General features: G+C 53.4%; 18 protein-coding genes. 8 read left to right on the top strand and 10 right to left on the bottom strand.

Annotation, left to right across the window (positions count from 1 at the left end):
- Window positions 1-48: 48 nt before the first annotated feature.
- Window positions 49-612 (bottom strand): alkyl hydroperoxide reductase subunit C, encoded by a 564-nt coding sequence (ahpC, locus tag AAGR08_RS05735; RefSeq protein WP_007889514.1) that lies wholly within the window; start codon window positions 610-612, stop codon window positions 49-51.
- Between the two features lie 314 nt (window positions 613-926).
- On the opposite strand from ahpC, the gene AAGR08_RS05730 reads away from it, so the two are divergent.
- Complete coding sequence (locus AAGR08_RS05730) at window positions 927-1,379, top strand: GNAT family N-acetyltransferase (RefSeq protein ID WP_345828991.1); 453 nt, start codon at window positions 927-929, stop codon at window positions 1,377-1,379.
- On the opposite strand, the gene apbC is transcribed toward AAGR08_RS05730, so the two are convergent.
- Window positions 1,376-2,488, bottom strand: coding sequence for an iron-sulfur cluster carrier protein ApbC (gene apbC / locus AAGR08_RS05725; RefSeq protein WP_345828989.1), 1,113 nt, complete (start codon window positions 2,486-2,488; stop codon window positions 1,376-1,378). The genes AAGR08_RS05730 and apbC overlap by 4 nt on opposite strands.
- A gap of 161 nt (window positions 2,489-2,649) precedes the next feature.
- Here apbC and metG point away from each other — a divergent pair, with 161 nt between their 5' ends.
- Window positions 2,650-4,683, top strand: a complete 2,034-nt coding sequence (gene metG, locus AAGR08_RS05720) for a methionine--tRNA ligase (RefSeq protein ID WP_345828987.1) — start codon at window positions 2,650-2,652, stop codon at window positions 4,681-4,683.
- Window positions 4,684-5,080: 397 nt separating this feature from the next.
- On the opposite strand, the gene AAGR08_RS05715 is transcribed toward metG, so the two are convergent.
- Window positions 5,081-5,467, bottom strand: coding sequence for a DUF559 domain-containing protein (locus tag AAGR08_RS05715; RefSeq protein ID WP_345828985.1), 387 nt, complete (start codon window positions 5,465-5,467; stop codon window positions 5,081-5,083).
- 125 nt (window positions 5,468-5,592) lie between these two features.
- Between AAGR08_RS05715 and AAGR08_RS05710 the strand changes: the two genes are divergently transcribed.
- The 5 genes from AAGR08_RS05710 to sanA all read left to right on the top strand — a co-directional run bounded on the left by AAGR08_RS05710 (window position 5,593) and on the right by sanA (window position 10,395).
- On the top strand, window positions 5,593-5,976 hold the full coding sequence (locus tag AAGR08_RS05710; RefSeq protein ID WP_345828983.1) for a CidA/LrgA family protein: 384 nt from the start codon (window positions 5,593-5,595) through the stop codon (window positions 5,974-5,976).
- The gene (locus AAGR08_RS05705; RefSeq protein WP_097096664.1) at window positions 5,969-6,661 is read left to right on the top strand and encodes a CidB/LrgB family autolysis modulator; all 693 of its coding nucleotides are present in this window, start codon (window positions 5,969-5,971) and stop codon (window positions 6,659-6,661) included. Before AAGR08_RS05710 ends, AAGR08_RS05705 begins: the two co-directional genes overlap by 8 nt.
- Window positions 6,662-6,785: 124 nt before the next feature.
- On the top strand, window positions 6,786-7,682 hold the full coding sequence (cdd, locus tag AAGR08_RS05700; RefSeq protein ID WP_345828981.1) for a cytidine deaminase: 897 nt from the start codon (window positions 6,786-6,788) through the stop codon (window positions 7,680-7,682).
- A gap of 160 nt (window positions 7,683-7,842) precedes the next feature.
- The gene (locus AAGR08_RS05695) at window positions 7,843-9,540 is read left to right on the top strand and encodes an NAD-dependent malic enzyme (RefSeq protein ID WP_345828979.1); all 1,698 of its coding nucleotides are present in this window, start codon (window positions 7,843-7,845) and stop codon (window positions 9,538-9,540) included.
- Window positions 9,541-9,675: 135 nt separating this feature from the next.
- Window positions 9,676-10,395, top strand: coding sequence for an outer membrane permeability protein SanA (gene sanA, locus AAGR08_RS05690; protein ID WP_097097677.1), 720 nt, complete (start codon window positions 9,676-9,678; stop codon window positions 10,393-10,395).
- A gap of 41 nt (window positions 10,396-10,436) precedes the next feature.
- Here the strand turns inward: sanA and mglC are convergent, their stop codons facing one another.
- From mglC to AAGR08_RS05655, 7 genes are all read right to left on the bottom strand, one after another.
- Entirely contained in the window at window positions 10,437-11,447 is a 1,011-nt protein-coding gene (gene mglC / locus AAGR08_RS05685) for a galactose/methyl galactoside ABC transporter permease MglC (RefSeq protein WP_097096661.1), read from the bottom strand.
- Window positions 11,448-11,465: 18 nt separating this feature from the next.
- The gene (gene mglA, locus AAGR08_RS05680; RefSeq protein ID WP_345828976.1) at window positions 11,466-12,986 is read right to left on the bottom strand and encodes a galactose/methyl galactoside ABC transporter ATP-binding protein MglA; all 1,521 of its coding nucleotides are present in this window, start codon (window positions 12,984-12,986) and stop codon (window positions 11,466-11,468) included.
- Window positions 12,987-13,056: 70 nt separating this feature from the next.
- Window positions 13,057-14,052: a galactose/glucose ABC transporter substrate-binding protein MglB gene (gene mglB / locus AAGR08_RS05675; protein WP_345828974.1), complete on the bottom strand. Its 996-nt coding sequence runs from the start codon at window positions 14,050-14,052 to the stop codon at window positions 13,057-13,059.
- A gap of 305 nt (window positions 14,053-14,357) precedes the next feature.
- Window positions 14,358-15,398, bottom strand: a complete 1,041-nt coding sequence (gene galS, locus AAGR08_RS05670) for an HTH-type transcriptional regulator GalS (protein WP_097096658.1) — start codon at window positions 15,396-15,398, stop codon at window positions 14,358-14,360.
- A 142-nt stretch (window positions 15,399-15,540) separates the two neighbouring features.
- On the bottom strand, window positions 15,541-16,701 hold the full coding sequence (yeiB, locus tag AAGR08_RS05665) for a DUF418 domain-containing protein YeiB (protein ID WP_345828972.1): 1,161 nt from the start codon (window positions 16,699-16,701) through the stop codon (window positions 15,541-15,543).
- A 52-nt stretch (window positions 16,702-16,753) separates the two neighbouring features.
- Window positions 16,754-17,419 (bottom strand): GTP cyclohydrolase I FolE, encoded by a 666-nt coding sequence (gene folE, locus AAGR08_RS05660; RefSeq protein WP_097096656.1) that lies wholly within the window; start codon window positions 17,417-17,419, stop codon window positions 16,754-16,756.
- Between the two features lie 124 nt (window positions 17,420-17,543).
- Window positions 17,544-18,674: a YbfB/YjiJ family MFS transporter gene (locus AAGR08_RS05655; protein ID WP_345828970.1), complete on the bottom strand. Its 1,131-nt coding sequence runs from the start codon at window positions 18,672-18,674 to the stop codon at window positions 17,544-17,546.
- 100 nt (window positions 18,675-18,774) lie between these two features.
- Here AAGR08_RS05655 and AAGR08_RS05650 point away from each other — a divergent pair, with 100 nt between their 5' ends.
- Window positions 18,775-19,686, top strand: coding sequence for a LysR family transcriptional regulator (locus AAGR08_RS05650; protein ID WP_345828968.1), 912 nt, complete (start codon window positions 18,775-18,777; stop codon window positions 19,684-19,686).
- Window positions 19,687-19,711 lie beyond the last annotated feature (25 nt).

The following is a 19,711-nucleotide window of genomic DNA, read 5'->3' as shown; positions in this document are numbered from 1 at the left end:
GGGTGCCGTAGCACCCGATAGAGAAAGATCGAATGGCGTGATGTTGGCTTAGATTTTGCCAACCAGGTCCAGTGATGGAGCCAGCGTTGCTTCGCCTTCTTTCCATTTTGCCGGGCAAACTTCGCCTGGGTGAGAAGCCACGTACTGTGCTGCTTTCACTTTGCGGATCAGGTCTGATGCATCACGGCCAATGCCTTCTGCAGTGATTTCGATCGCCTGAATGATGCCTTCCGGGTCAACGATGAAGGTACCACGGTCTGCCAGGCCTTCGTCTTCACGCATGATTTCGAAGTTACGGGTCAGCGCGCCAGTTGGGTCACCGATCATCGCGTATTTGATTTTTGCGATGGTGTCAGAAGAACCGTGCCAGGCTTTGTGGGTAAAGTGCGTGTCGGTAGAAACAGAGTAGATATCTACGCCCAGTTTCTGGAACTCTTCATGATGGTCTGCAACGTCACCCAGTTCGGTTGGGCATACGAAGGTGAAGTCAGCCGGGTAGAAGAAGAAAACACTCCATTTACCTTCAACGTCTTTCTCGGTGACTTCGATGAATTCGCCGTTTTTGAACGCTGCGTTTTTAAATGGTTTGATCTTGGTATTAATGATGGACATGGTGACCTCCGTTAAAAGATGTGATGCAAGTTACAGAATTTTCGGGCCAACTTCTAATATGCAGACGTTATCAATCAGATAACCAAAAGCTATCAAAGCGCCGACGCCAGATTTCATGCGGCTCGCGCGGGCATTCTACACAAAAAAGCCGTTGTTCTGACAGGCTTTATCTTTTCGGCGTGAAACTGCTACTTTTGACTGATGGCTTAATCATTAACTGGTCGCCATGAATGGCGCCCCTACATTTGACCCGTGAGGATTTCGTAGGGTGCGCATTTATGCGCACCTGCAAATCACGAGAATGGAGTTGTTGAGTGCATATACGTTTTTTTGACGAAGCCGATCGCCCTTTTCTGCGCACGCTGTATCTGGCCGCGCGTCGCCATAACTGGACGTGGCTGGCTGGCGATGATTGGCAATTAGAAGATTTTGATGCGGTGATTTTGGGTGAAACCGTATTGGTGGCCGAACTGGACGGGCATCGCGTGGGGTTTGCGGCGGTGCTGGATAACGACAACTTCCTGCATAGCCTGTATGTCGATCCGGATGCGCAAGGGCAAGGCGTTGGCAGCGCGCTGCTGGAAAAGGTTCAAGAACGTTTCACCTCCACCGGCGCATTGAAATGCTTGCAAAAGAATCAGGCGGCGATGGATTTTTATCTGAAACACGGCTGGCGGCGTGAAGCGGTTGGCGAAAGTGAGCAGGGAAAATATGTGCTGATGCATTTTCCGCTGGCGGCTCGCGCCAGCGAAAGTGGACGGCGTTAAACCGCGCGGAAAGCAATATCGCCCGGGATGATTTCACCCTGCCAATAGAGCTGCGCCGCGACGCGTCCTGCCAGCTGGCGGTACAGCGCGGTAAAATCACTGTCAGGACGGCGCACCACGCTTGGTTCACCATCATCCAGATCTTCACGCAGCGTAATGTGCAGCGGCAGCTGTGCCAGCAGGCGGGTGTGGTAATCCTCCACCAGCTTCTGCGCGCCGCCGCTGCCGAAAATCGGTTCGTGGTGGCCACATTGGCTACAGATGTGCATGCTCATGTTCTCGACCACGCCCAGTACCGGTACGCTCACTTTCTCAAACATCACCATGCCTTTGCGTGCATCGATTAACGCGATGTCCTGCGGCGTCGTCACCACTAACGCGCCGGTCACCGGCACGTTCTGCGCCAGCGTAAGCTGAATATCGCCGGTGCCTGGCGGCATATCGAGAATCAAATAGTCGAGATCCGGCCACATGGTTTCGTTCAGCAGCTGCATCAGGGCTTTGCTGGCCATCGGGCCGCGCCACACCATGGCGTTATCGTCGGTTACCAGATAGCCGATGGAGTTGGTTGCCAGGCCGTGCGCCATAATCGGCGCCATGTGCGTGCCATCCGGTGAAGTGGGACGCTGATTTTCGGTGCCGAGCATGTTGGGAATTGACGGGCCGTAAATATCCGCATCAAGAATCCCCACGCGCGCACCTTCCGCAATCAACGCCAGCGCCATATTCACGGCGGTACTGGATTTGCCTACGCCACCTTTGCCAGAACTCACCGCGATGATATTTTTCACACTGGTCGCACCTGGATGGTTTTTCACGCGCTTCAGCGTGGCAATATCGTGGCGCAGCCGCCAGTCGATGGCGCTGGCATCCGTTAAGCGCAGCAATTCTGCACTGGTTTGCGCTTTCAAAACTTCAAAGGCGCTGGCCCACGCAAACGGCATCACCAGCTCGATATGCAGCTTGTCATCCAGCAGCGCCACGTGGCGCAAAGCTTTCAGCGTGGTGAGGTTGTGTTGCAGCGTCGGATGTTCAAAGTCACTCAGCACGCCGCTGACCAGGGCCCGCAGCGCTTCAGGTGAATGATGTTGCTGGGATTGTGAAGTCATCCCTACTCCTTGTTTTTTCATCTCGCCAGATTGCGGCGGTGTCTGTTCAATAATATCAGATAGGCGCTAAAAGTGACGCGGATGTCCTGTCGTGTTTACGCCAGAGAGTGCTTCGGTTAACATCTAAACCCGATTTTTCTTCAACGGAACGCTACGCAAACATGACTCAAGTCGCTAAAAAAATTCTGGTAACGTGCGCACTGCCGTACGCAAACGGTTCAATCCATCTCGGTCACATGCTTGAACACATTCAGGCTGACATTTGGGTCCGTTACCAGCGAATGCGTGGCAACCAGGTTCACTTCATCTGTGCTGACGACGCCCATGGCACGCCAATCATGCTGAAAGCGCAGCAGTTGGGTGTGGCACCAGAGCAGATGATTGCCGAAATGAAGCAAGAGCACGAGACCGATTTCGCCGGCTTCAACATCGGCTACGACAACTATCACTCGACGCACAGCGATGAGAACCGTCAGCTGTCCGAGCTGATTTATGGTCGTCTGAAAGAGAATGGTTTTATTAAGAACCGTACCATTTCGCAGCTGTACGATCCTGAGAAAGGCATGTTCCTGCCGGACCGTTTCGTCAAGGGCACCTGCCCGAAATGTAAATCACCGGATCAATATGGCGACAACTGCGAAGTGTGCAGCGCGACCTACAGCCCAACCGAGCTGATCGACCCGAAATCGGTGGTTTCTGGCGCCACGCCGGTGCTGCGTGATTCCGAACACTTCTTCTTCGATCTGCCGTCCTTCAGCGCCATGCTGCAGGCGTGGACGCGTTCAGGCGCGCTGCAGGAGCAGGTGGCGAATAAAATGCAGGAGTGGTTCGAATCGGGGTTACAGCAGTGGGATATCTCTCGCGATGCGCCTTACTTTGGCTTCGAAATTCCAGGCGCGCCGGGCAAATACTTCTACGTTTGGCTGGATGCGCCAATCGGCTACATGGGTTCATTTAAAAACCTGTGCGATAAGCGCGGCAATATCGATTTCGACGAGTTCTGGAAGAAAGACTCTACCACCGAGCTGTATCACTTTATCGGTAAAGATATCGTCTATTTCCACAGCCTGTTCTGGCCGGCAATGCTGGAAGGCAGCAACTTCCGCAAGCCAACCAACCTGTTCGTGCATGGTTATGTAACGGTAAACGGCGCGAAGATGTCGAAATCGCGCGGCACCTTTATTAAAGCCAGCACCTGGCTGCAGCATCTGGATGCCGACAGCCTGCGTTATTACTACGCGGCCAAGCTCTCCTCACGCATCGACGATATCGACCTGAATCTGGAAGATTTCGTGCAGCGCGTGAATGCGGATGTGGTGAATAAAGTGGTTAACCTGGCATCGCGTAACGCGGGCTTCCTGACCAAACGCTTTGGCGGCAAACTGGCGAGCGAGCTGGCCGATCCGGCGCTGTATCAGACCTTTGTTGATGCCTCTGAAAGGATTGGCGAAGCCTGGGCCAGCCGCGAATTTAACCGTGCGATTCGTGAAATCATGGCGCTGGCCGATCTGGCTAACCGCTATGTCGATGAGCAGGCGCCGTGGGTGGTAGCGAAACAAGAGGGCCGTGATGCCGATCTGCAAGCCATTTGCTCAATGGGCATCAACCTGTTCCGCGTGCTGATGACCTGGCTGAAGCCGGTGCTGCCATCATTGAGTGAGCGTACTGAAGCCTTCCTGCAGAGCGAACTGAGCTGGGATGCGATTGCGCAACCGCTGCTCGATCACGACGTAGCACCGTTCAAAGCGCTGTATGGCCGTATCGAGATGAGCAAAGTTGAGGCGCTGGTTGAAGCCTCAAAAGAGGATGCGGCGGCGGCAAATAAGCCTGCAGCAACCGGGCCGCTGGCCGATGCGCCAATTGGTGACACCATCACCATTGATGATTTCGCCAAGGTCGATATGCGTGTGGCGCTGATTGAGAAAGCCGAGTTGGTAGACGGTTCTGACAAGCTGCTGCGTCTGGAGCTGGATGTGGGCGGCGAGAAGCGTCAGATCTTCTCTGGTATTCGCGCGGCGTATCCGGACCCTTCCGTGCTGGTTGGCAAAATGACCATCATCGTCGCCAACCTCGCGCCGCGTAAAATGCGCTTCGGTATTTCAGAAGGCATGGTGCTGTCAGCCGGCCCGGGTGGAAAAGACCTGTTCGTGCTTTCGGTCGATAGCGGCGCAGTACCGGGAATGCCGGTTAAGTAGGATATTTTGTTTTCCCTCACCCTAGCCCTCTCCCGCGCGCGGGAGAGGGAATAGTTAGGTTGGAGCATTGATTAAATATTCACTTAAAACGATTCCCTCGCACGCTTGCGGGAGAGGGAATGGTTAGGTGGGAGCATTGAATCAAATATTCGCTTAAAACGGTCCCTCGCACGCTTGCGGGAGAGGGAATGGTTAGGTGGGAGCATTGAATCAAATATTCGCTTAAAACGGTTCCCTCGCCCGCTTGCGGGAGAGGGAATCGTTAGGTTGGAGCATTGAATCAAATACTCGCTTAAAACGGTTCCCTCGCCCGCTTGCAGGAGAGGGAATGGTTAGGTTGGAGCATTGAATCAAATACTCGCTTAAAACGGTTCCCTCGCCCGCTTGCGGGAGAGGGCTAGGGTGAGGGCGCAGGCCGCAGCGTCAGCTGTCGATATATCTCATCCATCACCGCATCAAACTCCTCGAAAACCTGATTATTCCAGAATCGAATCACTCGCCAGCCACTGCGCTGTAAAAATGCCGTTCGTTGTTCATCATAAATTTTTGCCGCATCTTCATTATGTTGCCCGCCATCAAGCTCCACGATTAACAGCCTTTCAATACAGGCGAAATCGACAATATAGCGTCCAATCGGATGCTGGCGCCGAAACTTCACTCCGCACAAATTCCGGTTACGTAAAAAATGCCACAATTGATGCTCCGATTCTGGCATTGCTTTGCGCAGTTCACGCTGACGTGTAACAGCCTTCATCATTCCCCTCTCCCTGAATTTTTTGTCCACCCTACACCCTGCACAGAAGAGGAAAAGAACGCGATGAAAAAGCTGGAATCTACATTCCAATGTGATCGCTAGCACGCTAAGCGCTTAATGCGTATGATGAAGCGCCATGAAAACAGGAGCCTGACATGCCCTCCGTGCTATCTGCCTGCTGGCGCTATCTGCGCGCCTTCATCATTATTTATGCGGCGCTTTACGCCGGAATGGGGATATCTGCCCTGCTCCCAATCACTATTCCCGGTAGCATTATCGGCATGCTGCTGCTGTTCCTACTGCTGGCGCTGCAAATTCTGCCGGTTGACTGGGTCAAACCCGGCTGTCATTTGCTGATTCGCTACATGGCATTGCTGTTTGTTCCCATTAGCGTAGGCGTAATGGGTTATACCGACATTCTCACCGCCCAGTTTGGGCCGATTGTGGTGTCGTGCATGGTCAGCACTTTCCTGGTTTTGCTGATTGTCGGCCTGAGCGCAGAACGAATGCAGCGTCCGCGGGAGAAAAACCATGACTGATGCCTGGTGGTCGCTACCGCTGACCGTGATCGCCTATCTGCTGGCGCGCAAGCTGGCGGCGAAAATCAATATTTCCATCGTCAATCCCTTGTTGGTTGCGATGGCGATTGTCATTCCGCTCCTATTGATCACCCACATGCCCTATGCCCGCTATTTTGCTGGCAGCAGCCTGCTGAATCAGCTACTGCAACCCGCCGTGGTCGCGCTGGCCCTGCCGCTGTACGAGCAGATGCATCAAATTCGCGCACGCTGGAAAACCATTATCAGCGTGTGTTTCATTGGCAGCATTACAGCGATGGTGTCAGGCACTGCCATTGCCCTGTGGATGGGCGCGACGCCAGAAATCGCCGCCACTATCATGCCAAAATCGGTTACCACGCCGATTGCGATGGCTGTGTCTGCTTCATTACACGGTATTCCCGCTATTAGTGCGATCTGCGTGCTGATCGCCGGGGTGCTGGGCGCGGTATTTGGTCATATGTTGCTGAATCTGTTTAAGGTGAAGAGCAAATCCTCGCGAGGTTTGGCGATTGGTAACGCTTCGCATGCGTTAGGTACGGCGCGTGCTGCAGAGATCGATTATCAGGAAGGCGCATTCAGCTCTTTAGCGCTGGTGATCTGCGGCATCATTACGTCGTTACTGGCACCCTTTCTTTTTCCCCTGTTAATGCATTGGTTTGGCTAAAACTTGCGAGAGATCTCGCAAAGTTGAAACAACCCAATCAGCTTGCATTGTCAGAGCGACTTGGATCACATATAAAACGTCAGGCGGCGCATTGCCGCTAACGCGAAACTGAGGTCATCACATCATGCATCCACGATTCTCTACTGCTTTTTCTGCCCTGCCCGCAGCGCTACAAACGGCGATCCAGCCGCTGCTGGATGCGGCTGATTTCCATGGCGTATTGCGTCCTCAGGATATCGCGCAATTGAAACAGCTTACCGGTCTGGATGATGATGCGCTGGCGCTGGCACTGTTGCCGCTGGCAGCAAGTTGCGCTGTGGCTACCGTTTCGAATTTCAACGTCGGCGCCATTTCTCGCGGCGTTAGCGGCCATTGGTATTTCGGGGCCAATATGGAGTTCCTGCACGCGCCGCTGCAGCAGACGGTACATGCCGAGCAAAGTGCGATTACCCATGCCTGGCTACGCGGTGAAGAGAAATTAGCGGCAATTACCGTCAACTACACGCCGTGCGGCCATTGCCGCCAGTTCATGAATGAGCTTAATAGCGGCACCGCAATTCGCATTAGCTTGCCGGGACGCGCCGTGAGCACGCTCGGTGATTATCTGCCGGATGCGTTTGGCCCCGCTGATTTGAACATCACCGAACGTTTGTTAACGCCGGTCAATCATGGTTTTGCCGTAAAGGGTGATGCATTGCAACAAGCGGCCATTGAGGCCGCAAATCACAGTCACGCACCTTACAGCCAGAGCTACAGCGGCGTAGCACTTCGCAGCCAGAGTGGTAAAACCTTTACGGGCCGCTATGCGGAAAATGCCGCTTTTAACCCAAGCTTGCCACCGTTACAGGCCGCGTTGATTTTAATGAACATGAGCAATGAAGCGCTCGATACTATTCAGCAGGCCGTGCTGGCCGAATCTCAGGGCAGCACGCTAAGTCAGTCGGATGCCACACGCGCGACGCTGGCAGCCTTGGGATGTGAAGATTTCTCAATTACTTTAGTTTCGAAAACATCAGTTTAGTGATCCTTTTACCGCTTTTGTGACCTTCTGTTAACAAAAGCTGTACATCTGCAGGAATTTTCATAGGATCGGGCGCCAGACCCTCTTCACATCCAGATGGACTGGCGTTACCTTTTCTCGGCGATACGTCAGAAAACACTGCAACCGGAGCAAGCACTGCATGGAACTCGACTACGAAAGTAAACGTCCGCTGTATATTCCTTACGCGGGTCCGATCCTGCTGGAATTTCCGCTGTTGAACAAAGGCAGCGCCTTCAGCCTTGAAGAACGTAACGAATTTAACCTAAACGGTCTGCTGCCTGAAGCAGTGGAATCCATCGAAGAGCAGGCAGAACGAGCCTGGCGCCAGTTCCTGGATTTCAAAAACAATAACGACAAGCATGTTTACCTGCGCAACATCCAGGACACCAACGAAACCCTCTTCTACCGACTGCTCGATAATCATCTGGAAGAGATGATGCCGATTATCTACACCCCAACCGTCGGCGCCGCCTGTGAGCACTTCTCAGAAATCTACCGCCGAGCACGTGGTGTATTCATCTCTTATAACAACCGCGATCGCATTGAAGACATGCTGCAAAACGCCACCAAGCAGAATGTGAAGGTGATTGTGGTGACCGATGGCGAGCGTATTCTTGGCCTCGGCGATCTGGGCATTGGCGGCATGGGCATCCCAATCGGTAAGCTGTCGCTGTATACCGCGTGCGGTGGCATCAGCCCGGCTTATACCTTGCCGGTTGTGCTGGACGTAGGTACCAATAACCAGCAGCTGCTGAACGACCCGCTCTACATGGGCTGGCGCCATCCGCGTATCACTGGTGAAGAATACGAAGAATTCGTTAACGAATTCATTCAGGCGGTTAATCGCCGCTGGCCAAATGTGCTGTTGCAGTTTGAAGACTTCGCACAGAAAAACGCCATGCCGCTGCTGGAACGCTATCGTGATGAGATCTGCTGCTTTAACGACGACATTCAGGGCACCGCCGCCGTTACTGTTGGCACCCTAATCGCTGCCAGCCGTGCTGCAGGCAGCCGCCTGTGTGAGCAGAAAGTGGTATTCCTGGGTGCCGGTTCTGCCGGTTGTGGTATCGCCGAGCAGATTATCGCGCAGATGAAGTCTGAAGGCTTAAGTGATGATGAAGCCCGCAGCCGGGTGATGATGGTGGACCGTTTTGGTCTGCTGACCGACAAGCTGCCTAATCTGCTTAATTTCCAGAGCAAGCTGGTGCAGAAGAGCGACAGCTTGAAAGAGTGGGACACCAGCAGCGACTCAATTTCTCTGCTGGACGTGGTGCGCAATGCCAAACCGGATATTCTGATCGGCGTGTCTGGCCAGCCCGGCCTGTTCACCGAAGAGATTATCCGCGAAATGCACAAACACACGAAGCGGCCGATCGTTATGCCGTTGTCGAACCCGACGTCACGCGTGGAAGCAACGCCAGCCGACATCATCGCCTGGACCGACGGTGCAGCGCTGGTTGCCACCGGCAGCCCATTCTCGCCGGTAACGTGGAAAGGGAAAACCTATCCAATCGCCCAGTGCAATAACTCCTATATCTTCCCTGGAATTGGTTTGGGCGTAATCGCTTCTGGCGCCAGCCGCGTAACGGATTCGATGCTGATGACCGCCAGCCGCGCTTTGGCTGACTGTTCACCGCTGGCGAATGATGGTGAAGGACCGGTTCTGCCAGAAATCAAAGATATTCAGGGCGTTTCGAAGCTGATTGCCATCGAAGTAGGTAAAGCGGCGCAGCTGGCTGGTGTGGCGGTTGTCACTTCAGAAGATGTCTTGTCGAAAGCTGTGAGCAACAACTTCTGGCTGCCGCAGTATCGTCACTATCGCCGTACCTCGATTTAAGTCGCAGCACGATCGGACTTTGCAGGTCCGATCGTGTTTAAAAAAACGCCGGCCAACTGGCGTTTACTTGCTTCCCCCGTCCGCCTCAAGTAGCCTTTAGCCATTCTGAATTCTGCCAACCGAGTGCCCGCGCGCATGATTAAACGCGTATTGTTTGGTCTGTTTTTCATCATCTTATTGGTGGTGGCGACCGCGCTCGGCCTGGATCGCTGGATCAGCTGGAAAACCGCCCCCTTTATTTATGAAGATGTCACCTCGCTGCCGCATCGTCAGGTCGGCGTGGTCTTGGGCACGGCTAAGTATTACCGCACCGGCGTTATCAATCAGTATTACCTCTACCGTATTCAGGGGGCATTGAACGCCTACAATAGCGGCAAGGTAAATTATCTGCTGCTGAGCGGCGATAATGCGCAGCAAAGCTATAACGAGCCAATGACCATGCGTCGCGATTTGATCAAAGCAGGCGTAGCGCCGGCAGATATCGTGCTGGATTATGCCGGTTTTCGCACGCTGGATTCGATTGTGCGCACGCGCAAAGTGTTCGATACCAACGATTTCATCATTATTACCCAGCGTTTTCACTGTGAGCGTGCGTTGTATATTGCGCTGCATTTAGGCATTCAGGCGCAGTGTTATGCGGTGCCATCGCCGAAGAATATGTTGTCGGTGCGTTTCCGTGAAGTGGGGGCGCGTTTAGGCGCGCTGGCGGATTTGTATTTGATGAAGCGTGAACCGCGCTTCCTTGGGCCGCTGGTGCCAATTCCGGCGGTGCATGAAGTCCCTGAGGACGCGCAGAGTTATCCGGCGGTCACGCCAGAGCAATTATTAGAGCTGGAAGAGAAGTTGCAGAAATAAAAAAGGGTCGCCTGAAGGCGACCCTTTTTTGATGACGTTTGTTACTTCTTACGCGCGTATTTCAACGAATCCAGCGCCACGGCGAAGATGATGATGCCGCCCTTAATAATGTACTGCCAGTAAGGGTTCACGCCGATGTAGGTCAAACCGTAGTTGATGACGGTAAAGATGATTACACCGGTTACCACACCCGCCACTGAACCCACACCACCGGCAAACGACACCCCGCCGACGACACACGCTGCAATCGCATCCAGCTCATACATAAAGCCGAGGTTGTTGGTGGCGCTGCCGATACGGCCCGCTTCCAGCATCCCACCGAACGCGTAGAACACACCCGACAAGGCATAAATCAGAATCAGGTTGAATGGAACGTTTACGCCTGACACTTTTGCGGCTTCCGGGTTACCGCCGATGGCAAAAATGTTGCGACCGAAGCGGGTTTTATTCCACAGCACCCAAACAAAGACGATGGCAATGACGGCGTAGAAGGTGATAAATGACAGTTTAAAATCACCGAAACGCAGGAAGCCCTGGGCAAATTTGGAGAAGCCCGGATCGAAACCGGCAATCGGCGAGGCACCCACAAAGTCGTAATAGAGTGAGTTGATACCGTAAACGATGATCATGGTGCCCAGGGTGGTGATAAACGGCGTTACCTTGAGGTAAGCAATAATCACACCGTTCACCAAACCAATTACACCGCCGATGATGCAAACAGTCAGAATAACTAACGGGATTGGCACGGTATCCAGATGCGGGAACACTTTGTTGGCGTTATCCATGGCCTGCAGCAATGTGGCAGCAACCACCGCCGCTAAGCCCACCTGACGTCCTGCCGAAAGATCGGTACCTTGCGTAACAATCAAACCGGCAACACCCAGCGCGATAATGATACGCACAGAGGATTGGGTCAGGATATTACTCAGGTTCATTAAACTTAAAAAAGTGGGATCCTGGAAAATAATAATTGCCAGCAGTACAAACAGGACAACATAAATGCCACCCTCTTTTAACCAGGTTAGCGCATTCTTTTTAGTAGTCGCTTTCATGTTAAAGCCCTTGCTTCATTAAAGGTGTAATGACGCTAAACGCAGGATTTCATTCTGCGAGGTCGTTTTGGTATCAACAATGCCCGCTACCTGGCCATTACTCATCACTAAAATACGATCGGTAATACCCAACAGTTCTGGCATTTCAGAAGAGATAATAATGATGCCCTTCTCTTTCTTCGCCAACTCAGCAATCAGTTGGTAAATTTCGAATTTTGCACCCACGTCAATGCCACGCGTTGGCTCATCAAGCATCAATATTTCCGGCTGCGTTAATAACCAGCGACCAATAATCACTTTTTGTTGGTTACCACCGGAAAGCGAGCCAATTTGTGTATGATGACCCGGCGTTTTCACGCGCATTGAATCAATTACCCATTGGGTATCACTCTTCATGCGTTTATTATCGAGCAATCCCATGCTGGATTTATACTTTTTAATATTGGAGATAAGCGAGTTAAAGCCAATATCCAGATAAGCATAAATACCGGTGGAACGACGCTCTTCCGTCACCAGCGCAAAACCGTGATTAATCGCTTCATTGGCGCTGTGGTTATTAATACTTTTCCCGTGCAGCTTAATGGTGCCGCCCGACTTTTCGCGAATACCAAACAGGGTTTCGACGATGTCAGTTCGCTTCGCCCCCACCAAACCTGCAATGCCGAAAATCTCCCCTTTATGCAGATCAAATGAGATGTCGCGAATGGAAGGCTGACGCAACGAGGTTAAGTGGCGCACCTCTAGAATGACTTCACCCGGTACGTTCGATTTGTCTGGGAAACGCTGGTTCAATGAACGGCCAACCATCATTGAGATGATTTTGTCCATATCCAACCCTTCCAGCGGCTGGGTAGCAATCCACTGTCCATCACGCAAAATGGTGATCTCATCGCACAGCTGGAAGATCTCTTCCATCTTGTGTGAGATATACACGATGCCGCAGCCACGGTCTTTTAGCTTACGGATGATGGTGAACAGATGGTTTACTTCTTTTTCGGTCAGCGACGAGGTCGGCTCATCCATAATAACGATTTTGGCGTTATACGAGAAAGCTTTGGCGATCTCAATCATCTGCATTTGCGAAACAGATAAGGTGGCGACTTTATCGCGCGGATCGATATCAATATCTAATTCATCAAAGATCGCTTTGGTATCGCGATACATTTTATCCTGATCGACAAACACACCTTTACGCGGATAACGGCCAAGCCACATGTTATCCATTACGTTGCGTTGCAAAACCAGGTTTAATTCCTGATGCACCATCGACACGCCATTTTCCAGCGCCTCTTTGGAGCTTTTGTAATCAATTTCCTCACCCTGAAACAGGATGCTCCCCGTATCCTTTTTATAAATCCCAAACAGACATTTTAATAATGTAGATTTCCCGGCACCGTTTTCTCCCATTAATGCATGAACGGAGTGCGGCCGCACTTTTAAATTCACATTATCTAAGGCTTTAACCCCTGGAAATGATTTCGAGACATTCGTCATCTCCAGCAGATATTCACGCTGTGTGGTCGGATTCTCACTGGCCATAATTTACCTGGCTAAATAAAGCGTTGGTCAGATGCAATAAGGCGCGGCGAAGTGCCGCGCCCAGGATGAATTACTTCACAAACTGCGACAGATTTTCTTTATCTACTGGTACGTAAGGAACACGTACGATTTTATTTTCCATCTTGAAGTTAGTGCCTGCGGTGGCTTCTTTGCCATTGGCCAGGTTATTGGCAATATCCAATGTGGCTTTTGCCTGGTTTTCCGCATCATTCAGCACGGTACCCGCCAGCGCACCAGATTTCACCAGCGCCAGCGCTTCTGGCAGTGCATCCACGCCAAACACCGGAATATTGGTTTTGTTGTGGGCTTTCAGCGCTTCAACCGCACCCATCGCCATCGCATCGTTGTTGGCCATGATCACTTCAATTTTGTCGGCGTTCGGGCCAGACAGCCAGGCATCCACTTTGTCTTTTGCCTGCGCGGTATCCCACATCGCTGTATCCATCATCAGCTGCTGCGTTTTCAGGCCGTCTTTGTTCAAGGTATCAATCACGTATTTAGTACGCGCTTCAGCGTCCGGGTGGCCCGGCTCGCCTTTCAGCAGCGCGAACTGAATTTGACCATCTTTGTTCAGATCCCAGGCTGGCGTCGCCTTCCAGTGCTTCTCAATCAGCTGACCCTGGATAATGCCTGACTCTTTAGAATCGGTACCAACGTAATAGGCCTTCGGATAGCTGGCCAGCACTTTGGCGTTTGGTTCTTTGTTGAAGAACACCACTGGCACATCGTTGGCTTTCGCTTTATCGATCACCACTGCCGCAGCAGCCGGATCCACCAGGTTGATCGCCAGCGCTTTCACGCCTTTCGCCATCAACACGTCGATCTGGTCATTTTGCTTGGATTGGTCGTTCTGCGAGTCATTCATCAGCAGCTGGATGCCACCGACGGTTTTGGCTTCTTTCTCAATGTCCTTACGCACCATCGACATGAAGTTATCGTCGTATTTGTAAATGGTCACGCCAATGCGAGTATCGGCGGCGTGCGCAGTTGCACCAAACATCATGCTGGCAACCAGTGCTGTGAGCGTGAAAACCTTCTTATTCATGGTATCTCCGGTTTTTATGTAGGGCATTTCATTGCGCCGTAATGCCTGCGGGCAGACAGCGCCGTCGGTTTTAATTTGAATCCATGGGGCGGACGCGTAACGCAAAGCCGGGCCACCATCGCAATCCTGACTTCCCTGTACGTAAACGCTTCCTGAAGAGTGTTGTGAACTATTTCAATCGGCTACTGAAACCTGCTGAGAGAAGGATTACCCAGCGTTACATGATGTTTCAGTCCGGTAAGACGCTGCCATCATAGTGAGCGTCATGTTAATTAACTGTGAATACAATCACAGATTGGAAACGGTTACACAGGGCTATCGCCTGAATTAGTGACCGACTCCACAATTTGCCGCTGCGCCACCGAATGACGACGCACTAGCGTCGGCATAAAGCAGTGTGTGGCATGTTGATCCAGCTCGCCTGCAGCCCCCTTCAGCGCCAGTTCTGTAGCAAGTTTAGCCATGGAAACAATAGGATAGCGGACGGTAGTTAATTGCGGATCGGTGTATCTTGAGATGGGAATATCATCAAAACCAATGACTGAAAAATGCTGTGGAACCTGGATGCCGTTGTCCTTAAGCGCCGTCAATGCCCCCGCCGCCATGCCGTCATTATAGGAAAACACGGCGGTTAAATGTAAATTGCGCCCAAGCAGTTCCACCATCGCCGCTTCCCCCCCTTGCATATCGGGCTCGGCATGCGCAATCCACGCCTCCTGCGGGCGAATACCCTGCTCTGCCAGGGCTTGCAGCCAGCCATCACGCCGCTGTGTCACATCTTCAATCGGGTGACTGGAGCTGAGAAAACCAATGCGTTGATGGCCCTGCTGTAACAGCATGCGCGTGGCAACCTGTGCGCCTGTAACGTTATCAAGGCAAACACAGCGATGCTCATAACCAGGAATTGTGCGATTAATCAGTACCATGCCAGGAACGTGATCCATAAATTGCATCAGCTCTGCGTCTGAAAGCGTTTTCGCATGCACCACTAATGCATTGCAGCGTTGACGTATCAGCACCTCAATCGCGTGGCGTTCTTTCTCTTCCAAGTGCCATGAGTTGCTGATGAGCACGTGTTTATGTACGCGCTGCGCCACGGTATCGACCGCTTTAACTAATGCGCCGAAGAAGGGGTCGGAGACGTCCATCACCACCACACCAATGGTATCGCTGACTTGCGTTGCTAAGGCTTGCGCATTGGCGTTAGGGCGATAGTCGAGTGCATCAACCGCGGCCAACACGGCTTCTCGGGTATCGGCGGTGACTGCACTGCTGTTATTGAGCACACGTGACACGGTGGCAACTGACACACCGGCCTGACGAGCGACATCACGAATCGTTATCATGCAGCTGTTCCACAGGGGCTGAAAATGCGCGACAAGCGCGTAACGGCGCTATTCTGGCAGGGCACAGGGAACGACTACGTGAATTACGTCACACCAATGAAAGCGGTTACATACAATTCTGCAACCTTTGTGATGAATATCATTATCTGGTGGAGGAAGAAGGTGTGGTTTTTCCGGCGGCAAGACGCGTCAATTTACGCCACAGCCACTCCAGCGGCCCCTGTGGGAAAAATCGCAGCCATAGCACAGAAAACAAGATGTTAATCAGCCAGATTGCCGGGACAAAGGCCAGCAGATGCAAGCGATCAAACTTGAGGAAGAGATTGAAACGATAGAAGAGCGTGGTGCAAATGAGCGTCTGTAACAGATAATTGCTCAATGCCATGCGGCCAACGCATTGAATGGCATAGCTGAAGCGCGTTGAAGCAATTTGCGGCCAGAAGCCGAGGCAAAGTGCGGCATAGCCAAGGCTGATGAACGGGCTGGCGAGGTCGCGCGGTATTTGCAGAAAAAAGCCGGTCCAGCGGAACTCCCAGCCTAGCATCCACTGCGCTGCAATGCCTGGAATCGCAATCAGCCAGCCAATCGTCAGCAGTAATGCTGCAGAGCGTCGATAGTGCTGCACGCTAAATTGCCCGCTAAGCCAGCCGCTACGCATCAGGGCAGCGCCAATCAGCATCAGCCCCGCCAGCTGCCAGCCATATTGGGAGGCCAGCGCCATCAACCCCGATGACAAGTGGTCAAGCCGGTTCTGCACCGCTTCCCAACCACCAAGCATTTTCCAATAGCTTTCATATTCCAGATCGGCTGCGCCAGGCAGCCAGGAGCGCGTGGGATTCGGGCTCGAAATGGCACCAAACACCAGCAAAACGCCGCAGCCAACGAGATAAAGCAACGCACCAGTTTGTAGCAGAGCGCGGTCAGACGGCACGTCGCGCAGCATGCGCCAGATAATCAGCCCAATCAGGCCGTAATCCAGCAGAATGTCGCCTTCCCAGAAAAATAGTGCGTGAATAAAGCCGATGAACACCAGCAACGTCAGGCGCGCTGACATCCAGCGGCTGCCGCGCGGCGCTTGCAGATAAAGCCCGGCGCCAAACAGCAAAGCAAACAGCGTAAGAAACTTGAGCTGCGCCAGACCATCCATGACTGCCCAGGTCCAGGCGTCAGATGTGGAAGCCTGCCCTTGCCACGCCGGATTTAGATAGGCTGCCGCGGGCAGCGCAAAACCGACGATATTCAACAGCAAGATGCCGAGAATGGCGCAGCCACGAATGAAATCCAGCGCGAGATAGCGTTGCATCGAGTGCCTTGACGGAGACAGGAAATCGGGCGACAAACCGCCGCCCCAAAGATTAGCTGTGGCGAACCGCGCGCAGGAATTCCTGACGCGTGTTCTGGCTGGATTTGAACAAGCCACCCAGCGAGGTAGTGGTTGTCGCGCTGGTCGCATCCTTCACGCCACGCGCTTTCACGCAGTAGTGCACGGCATCAATCGACACGGCAACGTTATTGGTGCCGAGCAGCGTTTGCAGTGCGACCAACACTTGTTGCGTCAGGCGCTCTTGCACCTGCGGACGCTGGGCGAAGAACTGCACAATGCGGTTAATTTTCGACAGGCCAATCACTTTGTCTTTCGGGATGTAGGCCACGGTGGCTTTGCCGTCGATGATCACAAAATGATGCTCGCAGGTACTGGTCAGCGTGATATCACGCACGGTCACCATCTCATCAACCTTCATCTTGTTTTCGATGACGGTGATCTTCGGGAAGTTGGCGTAATCGAGACCCGAAAAAATTTCATCCACATACATTTTGGCGATGCGGTTGGGCGTCTCCATCAGGCTGTCATCTTCAAGATCCAGATTCAGCAGCTGCATAATTTGGGTCATGTGACCGGCGATTTCACGCTTGCGCGCGGCATCATCCATATCACGTATCGGCGCGCGTAATGGCGTTTCCAGACCACGCGCCAACAGCGCTTCGTGAACCAGGGCGGCTTCCTGACTTAAGGTGCTCATCTTACTCTTCTCCGGCAGGTGATGCGCCCGCGGGTCTTCGCCCACGGGGGAAATTCTGAGCGCGTATTGTGAAACACTCCGCGCCTGTAATCCAGTAATCAATCTGATAGAAGATGAAAGCTTTTCATGCTGTACGGCGGCGTAAAACCAGTATACCTGCAAGGATTAAGCTGAGGCCGGCGACCCACAGCGCGGGTTCCAGTCGATGCCACAGCACGCTGGAAATCCACGACAGCAGCGGACCGCCCAACTGCCCTACCGCATAGCCGGTGGTCAACAATCCGGCTAAATAACGCGTATGCTGCGGCGCCAGCTCGCGGCCATATTGCAATGCCAGTTGCACTACGCACAGGAAGCCGCCACCAATCAGCAGCGCACCGAGCATCAAGCCGTTCAGACCGGGCATCACAATCGCCGCAATCACGCCCAGAGCCTGCGCCCACAGCACGATAGCGAGACGGAGATGGCTGCTGCCCCAATGCCGCGTGATGATCCCTAGCACAATGCCGATCACCGCAGCGCCGCCGAATACCGGCCAGACAAACTGGGCGAATGCGCTATCAGGGAAACGCGCTGCCGCCATTTGCGACATAAACGTGGCGGGCAGAATGTAGCCGAACCCGGCAAGACTGTAGCTCAACACTAATCGCTTGAGATCGCCATTCAGCACCAGCGGATCGGCGGCTTGATCGGGCCGATGCAGTTGCCCCGTGCGCGGGAGGAAACGCGCAATGGCAGCAATGAGCAACAGCGCCAGCACACCATACGCCGCCCAGGCAAACGCCGCACTGACGCCGCTGGCATGCAGCAGCACAGCCAGCATGCCGCTGAGAAAAATCCCGGTGCCAGGACCGGCAAACACCGCGGCCAATAAACCCGAACGTCCATGCAAGTGCAGCTGCTCGCTGGCCCAGGCGGCCAGCAACACCATTGCCCAACCGCTGGCCCAACCAATCAGGAAACGAATCACGCCGTGTAACCATGGCCCGCTGACGCACGCTGAAAGCAGCGTCAATATGACTGCGCCCCAAACGCCCACCTGCAGACGCCACTCAACGCGTTTACGCGCGCGCATGGCATCAAAAGATCCAAACAGATAGCCCAGATAGTTGAGTGCCGCCACCAAACTGGCGCTGGTAAGCGTCAACTGACCATCATGAATCATCAATGGAACCTGGGGAGTAAAAGCAAACCGCCCAATCCCCATCGCAACCACTAAACTTAAGAACGCGCTGAGCGCGACGCGAAACGCCATACCGACCTCAGGATGTTTTTATCACTTGTCACTAGCATGCATGACGTTTAAACTCACGAAAAGTGAATAATACTAACGAAGTTGTTTACGAGAAGAGAATATGGATTTAGTACAACTCCGCATGTTCTGCTCCGTCGCCGAGTCTGGCTCATTGGCCCGCGCGGCCGAGCAGCTCCATCGCGTGCCTTCCAATCTCACCACGCGCCTGCGTCAGCTTGAAGAAGAAATTGGCGTGGACTTGTTTATTCGTGAGAAGCAGCGCATTCGCCTGTCGCCGATGGGCCACAATTTTCTCAATTATGCGCAGCGTATTCTGGCACTCAGCGATGAAGCGCTGAATATGGCGCGCGCCGGTGAGCCAGGCGGCAATTTCGCGCTGGGCTCGATGGAAAGCACGGCGGCGACGCGTCTGCCTGCGCTATTGGCGGCCTATCACCAGCGCTTTCCGGCGGTTGAGCTTTCGCTCATCACTAATACTTCTGGCGAAATCATCGACAAAGTGCGCGAAGGGACACTGGCGGCCGCGCTGGTCGATGGTCCAGTGGCGCACGATGACCTCAACGGCTGTATCGCCTTTAACGAGCAGATGGTGCTGATTACCAGCCCGGAGCATGCGCCGATAAACAGCGCGCGCGATGTCCAGGGCGATACGCTGTTTGCCTTTCGTAACAGTTGTTCTTACCGCACTAAGCTGGAAGCCTGGTATCGCGAGAGCCAAACCGCGCCGAGCAGCGTGATGGAAATTCAGTCCTATCACGCGATGGTCGCCTGCGTGGCCGGTGGCGCGGGCGTGGCGATGATTCCCGCCTCGGTGCTGGCGCAGATGCCTGCCCGTGCGCGCGTCCAGGAACATGCGTTGCCGCCCGCCTACCGCGATACCGCCACCTGGCTAATGTGGCGGCGCGATGCGTTTACCCCCAACGTGGAAGCGCTGAAGTATTTGATTATTGAATTATTTGACGACCGCCCGGTTAACGACGAACTGCGGCATCCGCTGCATGTTGCTCAGTGAGTTTCTTTGTTATCGACATCACGAC

The organism is Pantoea sp. BRR-3P (assembly GCF_039621635.1).
GTDB classification, from domain to species: domain Bacteria; phylum Pseudomonadota; class Gammaproteobacteria; order Enterobacterales; family Enterobacteriaceae; genus Pantoea; species Pantoea floridensis.
Note: the sequence above shows the minus strand (reverse complement) of the source record. Positions and strands in the feature narration are given on the sequence as shown.

Coding starts and splice junctions, on each gene's coding strand:
- ahpC (WP_007889514.1), bottom strand. CDS start 612: ATGTCCATCATTAATACCAAGATCAAACCATTTAAAAACGCAGCGTTC.
- apbC (WP_345828989.1), bottom strand. CDS start 2,488: ATGACTTCACAATCCCAGCAACATCATTCACCTGAAGCGCTGCGGGCC.
- metG (WP_345828987.1), top strand. CDS start 2,650: ATGACTCAAGTCGCTAAAAAAATTCTGGTAACGTGCGCACTGCCGTAC.
- AAGR08_RS05710 (WP_345828983.1), top strand. CDS start 5,593: ATGCCCTCCGTGCTATCTGCCTGCTGGCGCTATCTGCGCGCCTTCATC.
- AAGR08_RS05705 (WP_097096664.1), top strand. CDS start 5,969: ATGACTGATGCCTGGTGGTCGCTACCGCTGACCGTGATCGCCTATCTG.
- cdd (WP_345828981.1), top strand. CDS start 6,786: ATGCATCCACGATTCTCTACTGCTTTTTCTGCCCTGCCCGCAGCGCTA.
- AAGR08_RS05695 (WP_345828979.1), top strand. CDS start 7,843: ATGGAACTCGACTACGAAAGTAAACGTCCGCTGTATATTCCTTACGCG.
- sanA (WP_097097677.1), top strand. CDS start 9,676: ATGATTAAACGCGTATTGTTTGGTCTGTTTTTCATCATCTTATTGGTG.
- mglC (WP_097096661.1), bottom strand. CDS start 11,447: ATGAAAGCGACTACTAAAAAGAATGCGCTAACCTGGTTAAAAGAGGGT.
- mglA (WP_345828976.1), bottom strand. CDS start 12,986: ATGGCCAGTGAGAATCCGACCACACAGCGTGAATATCTGCTGGAGATG.
- mglB (WP_345828974.1), bottom strand. CDS start 14,052: ATGAATAAGAAGGTTTTCACGCTCACAGCACTGGTTGCCAGCATGATG.
- galS (WP_097096658.1), bottom strand. CDS start 15,398: ATGATAACGATTCGTGATGTCGCTCGTCAGGCCGGTGTGTCAGTTGCC.
- yeiB (WP_345828972.1), bottom strand. CDS start 16,701: ATGCAACGCTATCTCGCGCTGGATTTCATTCGTGGCTGCGCCATTCTC.
- folE (WP_097096656.1), bottom strand. CDS start 17,419: ATGAGCACCTTAAGTCAGGAAGCCGCCCTGGTTCACGAAGCGCTGTTG.
- AAGR08_RS05655 (WP_345828970.1), bottom strand. CDS start 18,674: ATGGCGTTTCGCGTCGCGCTCAGCGCGTTCTTAAGTTTAGTGGTTGCG.
- AAGR08_RS05650 (WP_345828968.1), top strand. CDS start 18,775: ATGGATTTAGTACAACTCCGCATGTTCTGCTCCGTCGCCGAGTCTGGC.